Genomic DNA, 6,318 nt, shown 5'->3' with positions numbered 1-6,318 from the left:
CGTTAAGGTGCCTTCGAGCTTGAGCTTAAAAGACTTGATGCGATCGCCGTCTTTCTTGCGAGGCGCTTGCTGAATCTTCACTACAATCGAGTTATCGTCTGGCGATTGAAAAATCACTTCTCCCCGAATCGAGAAGTAATCGTCATCGACTTCGGAAGAAGGTTGATAGGTGATCGTCGGCTCCTCTTCAGTCGTAGATTCTTCAGAATCTGGCTTATTCAGCTTTTCTGGCTCCCACACTCCCACAATCTGAGCGTGTAAGTCTTGCTCTTTCTCGCGGGTGCGTGGATAGACCACCCAAAGGTGATCTTGCTCTAAATCCAGGTGATTTCTCACCAGACTCATCACCCGCCCCAAAAGAACTGCCTGAATATCAGTGCCGTCAGTCGTGGTCAGGGTGCCGCGCGTAAATTGCTCATCTTCAGCTTTATAGCGACCTCGCAGTAGCCCGATCGCTCGATACTGCATCGGTTCGCTCGGTGCAGGAATGGGCTGTTGTCGCAAACCATCTAACTCGGTTTGAGTCGGTGCCTCTGCGGGTGTGGCATCTTGAGTCACGGCATCCTGAGTCGGGGGCGCTGTCGCAACCGATTCTGGCACTTTAGGCTCACTAGGCTCACTGACGGCAGGCGGTGAGGTCGGTCGGACAGGTCGCATCAAAGGACGCTGGGCAACCGGAGGCGTTGCCTCAGAGGAAGCAGGGTCAGCAGCGTCGTTAGAACTGCTGTCGATCGCACTATTTTGAACGTTGGGTGCCCACTCATCGGGTTGATGCTGAGATGAGGGAGGCTTGGGTGGCTGGAGAGGGCGGTTAGACAGGGGACTCATAGGCTATCATCGTCACAGGCTGAGGGCAGATTGCATTAGTCAGCTTATTGTACTGAATGCATTCGGGCTGGGAGTGAATCCGAAAGCTTTTGACCGTTTTACGAAAAAAACATTTGGGCTTTCTGACTCGATCGATTTGAGGATCTGACTGGACTTCGCCTTTAATTTGGGTCAATCCGTAGACTCATTCTTAGCATTTAGAGCTTAAATTCAGCAAGCATAGTACGACTATGATACTGAACTTCTCATAAACTCCAAAACACCTGAATTGAGCAACAATCTTAAGATTTTCCTAGTTTCTGTAACGATGAATAAGGCTTATCTTAGTCAGGAGTCGGAGGTTTCAGGCTCCTATGTGAATTACCACACACCGACCGCTAGGCGGTACGTTGTGGGCTTCCAATTTCAATGGGAGCAACCTCGGAGTTCGTGGATTTTTTACGTCCAGAACCCTTTGGATTTACACTCCCTCGATTGGCAGTAGCGCTGATTCCCAACGCCAATAGTCGCAAGCCTTCATTCCTGATGTTGATTGCCGCATTCACATCCCGGTCATGGTGCTGACCACAGTGAGGGCAATCAAATGCACGAACAGAGAGATCCATTTTGGGGATCTGTAGCAGTGTGTTTGAACAGAGATGAGACGACGGAAAGAACCTGTCTACTTCAAGATAGGTCTTGCCCTCAAGCTCAGCTTTGTACTTCAACATGGTGCAGAATTTACCCCATCCAGCGTCGCTGATTGCTTTGGCTAGAGTGTGATTTTTCACCATGTTCTTAACTGCGAGATTTTCCACCACGACAACTTGGTTTTCGTTGACTAGCTTGCGAGATAGTTTGTGGAGAAAGTCTTCTCTGACTCGTGTGATTTTGCTGTGTACCTTGGCAACCATTCTCCGCGCTTTAGCGCGGGTATTGCTGCCTTTCACTTTCCTGGAAAGCTTTTGCTGTTTGCGTTTTAAGTTCTTAGCGTGTTTCTTGAGGTGTTTAGGATTGCGAAACTTGGAGCCGTCTGACGTGACGACAAAATCAATTAGTCCCAAGTCGATGCCAACTGCTTTCCCGTCACTGGTAATTTCTGGTTTGGCGATGCCGTCATCCATGAGCAGAGAGGCATAGTAGCGCCCATCTGGAGTCTTGGATACCGTCACCGTTTTGAGTTTGCCGTCAGGGAGTTCCCGGTGAATCTTGGCTTTGACGATTCCCAGATTTCCTGGAAACTTGATTACCGATTCACTCGCAACCTTGACGTTTGCGGGGTATTGAACCGATTGGCGATCAAACTTGCTCTTGAAAGTGGGATATTTCGCCCGTCCTTCAAAGAAGTTTTGGAACGCCTGAGAGAGATTCAGAACTGATTGCTGGAGGCACTGAGAATAGGTTTCTTTCAGCCACTCAAACTCTTTCTTCAGTTCTGGTATCCGCTTCTTCATGTCATAAGCAGACACGCCTTTACCCGTCTCTTTGTATGTCTGAGACATCACAAAAAGCGACTGATTCCACAACCATCGTGTTGCCCCAAAGTCTTTGGACAACTGGATAACTTGCTCATCGGTCGGGTAAATTCGTACCTTTGTCGCTTTCAACATACCCATAGATTAACACGAATCAAGATAGTTGATAAGTGTACTCCGTGGTGAGTGCTGAGAGATAGGGCGCTGGATCGAGGGTCCCTGGCTTTCATCCCACACCAACGGAGTATGGTGTGGGGATTCCCGCCGAACTATCTAAAAATCTATCTAAATACTGAGGCGTTTTAGTCCAAACTGACGAAAAGCATTCTTTGAATAGATGCCCCAGTCAGGTTTCTATGACAGCATTAGGTAACAAAGTGTAAACTGTAGAGAGTAGGCAATTTTGAATGACTGCGTTCTGAATTTTGTTAGTCGATCGTGAACTCTTCAACCGAAATCACCGTCTAGCTGTTTAGAACGGATGGCTCTCAAAGCTCAAGAAACGATCGCCGAGATTGGTTGCTCTATTTTCTGATCTTTCATCCTGGTGCAGGATTCTAGTAATGCAAATTCCCTTGATTGGCAAAGTTGGTAAAAAGCCTGCTGCTTGGCTAATTGGACTGTTAGCCGCAGGAGTCATTACGGTGCCAGTGGTGACTTATGGGGTTCTGAAACGAGGAACTCCAAAGCAGGCCTTGACCGAGCTAACGGTGCCTGTGAAGTCAGAAACCGTCACCGTGCGGATTACGGCGAGTGGCACGATCGCGCCCGTCCAAACCGTAAATCTTAGCCCCAAAACCTCTGGGCGACTCGCTGAATTGTTTGTAGAGCAGGGCGATCGGGTGCAGGCAGGTCAAGCGATCGCGCGCATGGAAAGCTCTGAACTGCAAGCCCAACGCGCTCAAGCAGTTGCTAACCTGCAAGAAGCCCAGCAGCGACTCGCTCAACTGCAAGCCGGAACGCGAATCGAAGAAGTGCGGCAGGCAGAGTCTGAGGTGGCTCGTGCGAGAGGAGAAATCGATCGAGTGCGGGGACAGGTTGCCGATGCTCAATCACTGCTTGAGTTTGCCAGATCTCAAACTCGTCGTCAGCAAGAGCTTGCAAATCAAGGGGCGATTTCAACCAATTCTTTAGAAGAATTTTTGCGAAAAGAGCAGAACGCTAAGCAAACCCTCAACCAGGCGCAGGCACAACTCAGTCAAGCTCAAGCGCAATATAATCAGACCGTTCAGCAACTAGCGCAGCGTCGCAACGGCTCAACCCGCGAAGAAATCGGTCAGGCAGAAGCACGAGTGGCTTCGGCGGCGGCTCAAGTTCAACAAGTCAACACCAACATTGGGGACGCAATTATCCGCGCCCCTTTTGCGGGGTTGATTACTCAGCGCTATGCCAGTGTCGGCGCATTTGTGACTCCGACGACTTCTGCTTCATCAACCACATCAGCGACTTCGACCTCGATCGTGGCGCTGGCCAGTGATTTAGAAGTGTTGGCAAAAGTTCCAGAAATCGACATTGGGCAAATCAAGCCGGGTCAGGCGGTCGAAGTGCGGGTCGATGCGTTTCCTGAGGAGACGTTTAAGGGGCGAGTGCGATTGATTTCGCCCGAAGCCGTAGTTGAGCGCGATGTCACTGCCTTTCAGGTGCGAATTCAGTTGTTGAGTGGTCGAGAAAAACTGCGATCGGGCATGAACACCGATCTGAGTTTTTTGGGCAATCAGCTTAAAGAAGCGATGCTCGTGCCCACGGTCGCGATCGTCACCAAAAAAGGACAGACGGGCGTGTTGATGCCTGACTCAAAAAATCAGCCGCAGTTTAAGCCTGTGACGATCGGCACCAATTTCAACAACCAAACCCAAATCACTGAAGGCGTAAAGCCCGGCGATCCCGTTTTTGTGCAACTGCCAGAAGGACAAAAGCTCGAAAAAATCATCAACGGCGAACCAGGAGCCACTCAGAATAAGTAAGGATTGAGAATCAAATTTTGTACGGGCATGGGAATGCTGTGCCCATTAGCACTGAAAGTAACCGACATCATTTAATTTACGATCTTAAAGACGAAGGTAAACCGCAAATGGACTGGCTAGAAAGCGGAAAGATGGCAGTGAAAACGCTCACCGCGAATAAACTGCGAACAAGTTTAACCATGCTAGGAATGATCATCGGCAACGCTTCGGTGATTGCGATGATTGGCATTGGTCAAAGCGCACAAAAGTTAGCAGCCGATCAGTTTGAGTCATTGGGCCCCAACGTTTTGTTTGTGTCTCCTGGCTCAAGTCAAGCCAGGCAACGGACGACCAACTTGCCGAGAACGCTGGTCTGGGATGATGCAAAAGCGATCGCCTCTCAAGTGCCGTCGGTCAAAGAAGTCGCGGCTCAACGTCAGACACAACTACCGCTGATTTATGGCGGGCGCAACCGCAATTCTTTAATCACAGGCACCACACCAGAATTTCTCTCAGTGCGGGACTTTGATATTGCAAAAGGGCGATTTCTCACAAATTTAGATTTAGAGCGAAACAATCGAGTTGCGGTGTTAGGGTCTCAAATTGCGACCGATTTCTTTGGTGGAAAAGACCCGATCGGGCAGCAAATTCGCATTCGCAACGTCAGCTTTGAAGTCATCGGCATCATGCAAGCCAAAGGCTCTTTTCTGGGCAGCAATCAAGATGACGCGGTATATGTTCCGCTCACAACCACCGCCAGCGTGTTAACCGGGCGGACTTCTCCCTATGGCTTAGATGTCTCAATTATTTCGGTGTCTGCTAAAAACGAGGCTAGTGTCCCGGCTGCCGAATTTCAAATCACCAATCTGCTGAGGCTGCGTCACAAAATCATCAGCGAAGACGACTTCACTGTGCAAACCCAAAAAGACATTTTGCGAATTGTGGGCACGATCACAGGCGGATTGACGGCAATGCTGGCAGCGATCGCTGGAGTCTCCCTTTTAGTCGGCGGCATCGGCATCATGAACATCATGCTGGTATCCGTGAGCGAACGCACTCAAGAAATCGGATTGCGGAAAGCGATCGGAGCCGCAGAAAGCGATATTTTGATTCAGTTTATGATTGAAGCGGTGTTGCTCTCAGCCGCAGGTGGTGTGATTGGCACCGCCGTTGGAGTCGGTGGCATTCTATTAGTCGGGGTCTTTTCGCCGTTGAGTGCCAGTGTCTCGCCCGTTGCGATCGCCCTAGCCGTCAGCGTTTCTGGCTCGATCGGGCTAATCTTTGGCGTAATTCCGGCTAGACAAGCGGCAAAACTTGACCCGATCGTGGCCCTCAGAAGCGCTTAACCCCACTACGACTCACTCTTATGCCAAATCCCGTTATTATTCGCCTTGAAGAAGTCACCAAAGTCTACGGTGCTGGTGAAACTGAAGTTCACGCGCTGGCAGGTGTCGATTTGCTGGTCGAACAGGGTGAATATTGCGCCATTATGGGTGCGTCTGGGTCGGGCAAATCCACCATGATGAATATTATTGGCTGTCTCGATCGTCCCACCTCTGGACGCTACTATCTTGATGGCGTGGATGTTTCCCAGATTGCCGACAAAGCATTAGCCCACACTCGCAACTTAAAGCTGGGGTTTGTGTTTCAACAGTTTCACTTATTACCACAGCTATCCGCTCTAGAGAATGTCATGCTGCCGATGGTTTATGCCAACGTTCCTAATGATGAGCGGCGCAAACGAGCGACTGAGGCATTGATCCGCGTGGGATTAGAGAATCGGCTAAACAACCGACCCAATCAACTGTCGGGAGGACAACAGCAACGAGTCGCGATCGCGCGTGCGATCGTCAATCATCCCGTTGTTTTGTTGGCAGACGAGCCGACCGGAGCGTTAGATTCTCAAACCACAAAAGAAATCTTAGCCATCTTCACCGAACTCAACGCTAGTGGTATGACTGTCGTCATGGTGACACACGAACCGGATGTGGCTCGCTGCACTGATCGGGTGATTTGGTTTAAAGATGGTCAGGTAATGCAGCCCTATTTATCTCCAGCAGATTTAGGAACAATGATGGTGGCTTAAGCTGTAG

The 6,318-nt window shown here is 49.9% G+C and carries 5 protein-coding genes; 3 read left to right on the top strand and 2 right to left on the bottom strand.

Annotated elements, in window-relative coordinates; translation table 11 throughout:
* Both BRW63_RS28010 and BRW63_RS00575 read right to left on the bottom strand, forming a co-directional pair.
* On the bottom strand, positions 1 to 828 hold an 828-nt coding region (locus tag BRW63_RS28010), incomplete at its 3' end, for a hypothetical protein (protein WP_073068973.1).
* A gap of 377 nt (positions 829 to 1,205) precedes the next feature.
* Complete coding sequence (locus BRW63_RS00575; RefSeq protein ID WP_073069274.1) at positions 1,206 to 2,417, bottom strand: RNA-guided endonuclease InsQ/TnpB family protein; 1,212 nt, start codon at positions 2,415 to 2,417, stop codon at positions 1,206 to 1,208.
* 428 nt (positions 2,418 to 2,845) lie between these two features.
* Between BRW63_RS00575 and BRW63_RS00570 the strand changes: the two genes are divergently transcribed.
* From BRW63_RS00570 to BRW63_RS00560, 3 genes are read left to right on the top strand one after another with little or no spacing between them, the layout of a single operon-like run.
* Entirely contained in the window at positions 2,846 to 4,246 is a 1,401-nt protein-coding gene (locus tag BRW63_RS00570; protein ID WP_073068971.1) for an efflux RND transporter periplasmic adaptor subunit, read from the top strand.
* Between the two features lie 38 nt (positions 4,247 to 4,284).
* Positions 4,285 to 5,571, top strand: coding sequence for an ABC transporter permease (locus tag BRW63_RS00565; protein ID WP_317615772.1), 1,287 nt, complete (start codon positions 4,285 to 4,287; stop codon positions 5,569 to 5,571).
* A gap of 20 nt (positions 5,572 to 5,591) precedes the next feature.
* Positions 5,592 to 6,311: an ABC transporter ATP-binding protein gene (locus BRW63_RS00560; protein ID WP_073068970.1), complete on the top strand. Its 720-nt coding sequence runs from the start codon at positions 5,592 to 5,594 to the stop codon at positions 6,309 to 6,311.
* Positions 6,312 to 6,318 lie beyond the last annotated feature (7 nt).

Source organism: Phormidesmis priestleyi ULC007 (assembly GCF_001895925.1).
Classification (GTDB): domain Bacteria; phylum Cyanobacteriota; class Cyanobacteriia; order Leptolyngbyales; family Leptolyngbyaceae; genus Phormidesmis_A; species Phormidesmis_A priestleyi_A.
Note: the sequence above shows the minus strand (reverse complement) of the source record. Positions and strands in the feature narration are given on the sequence as shown.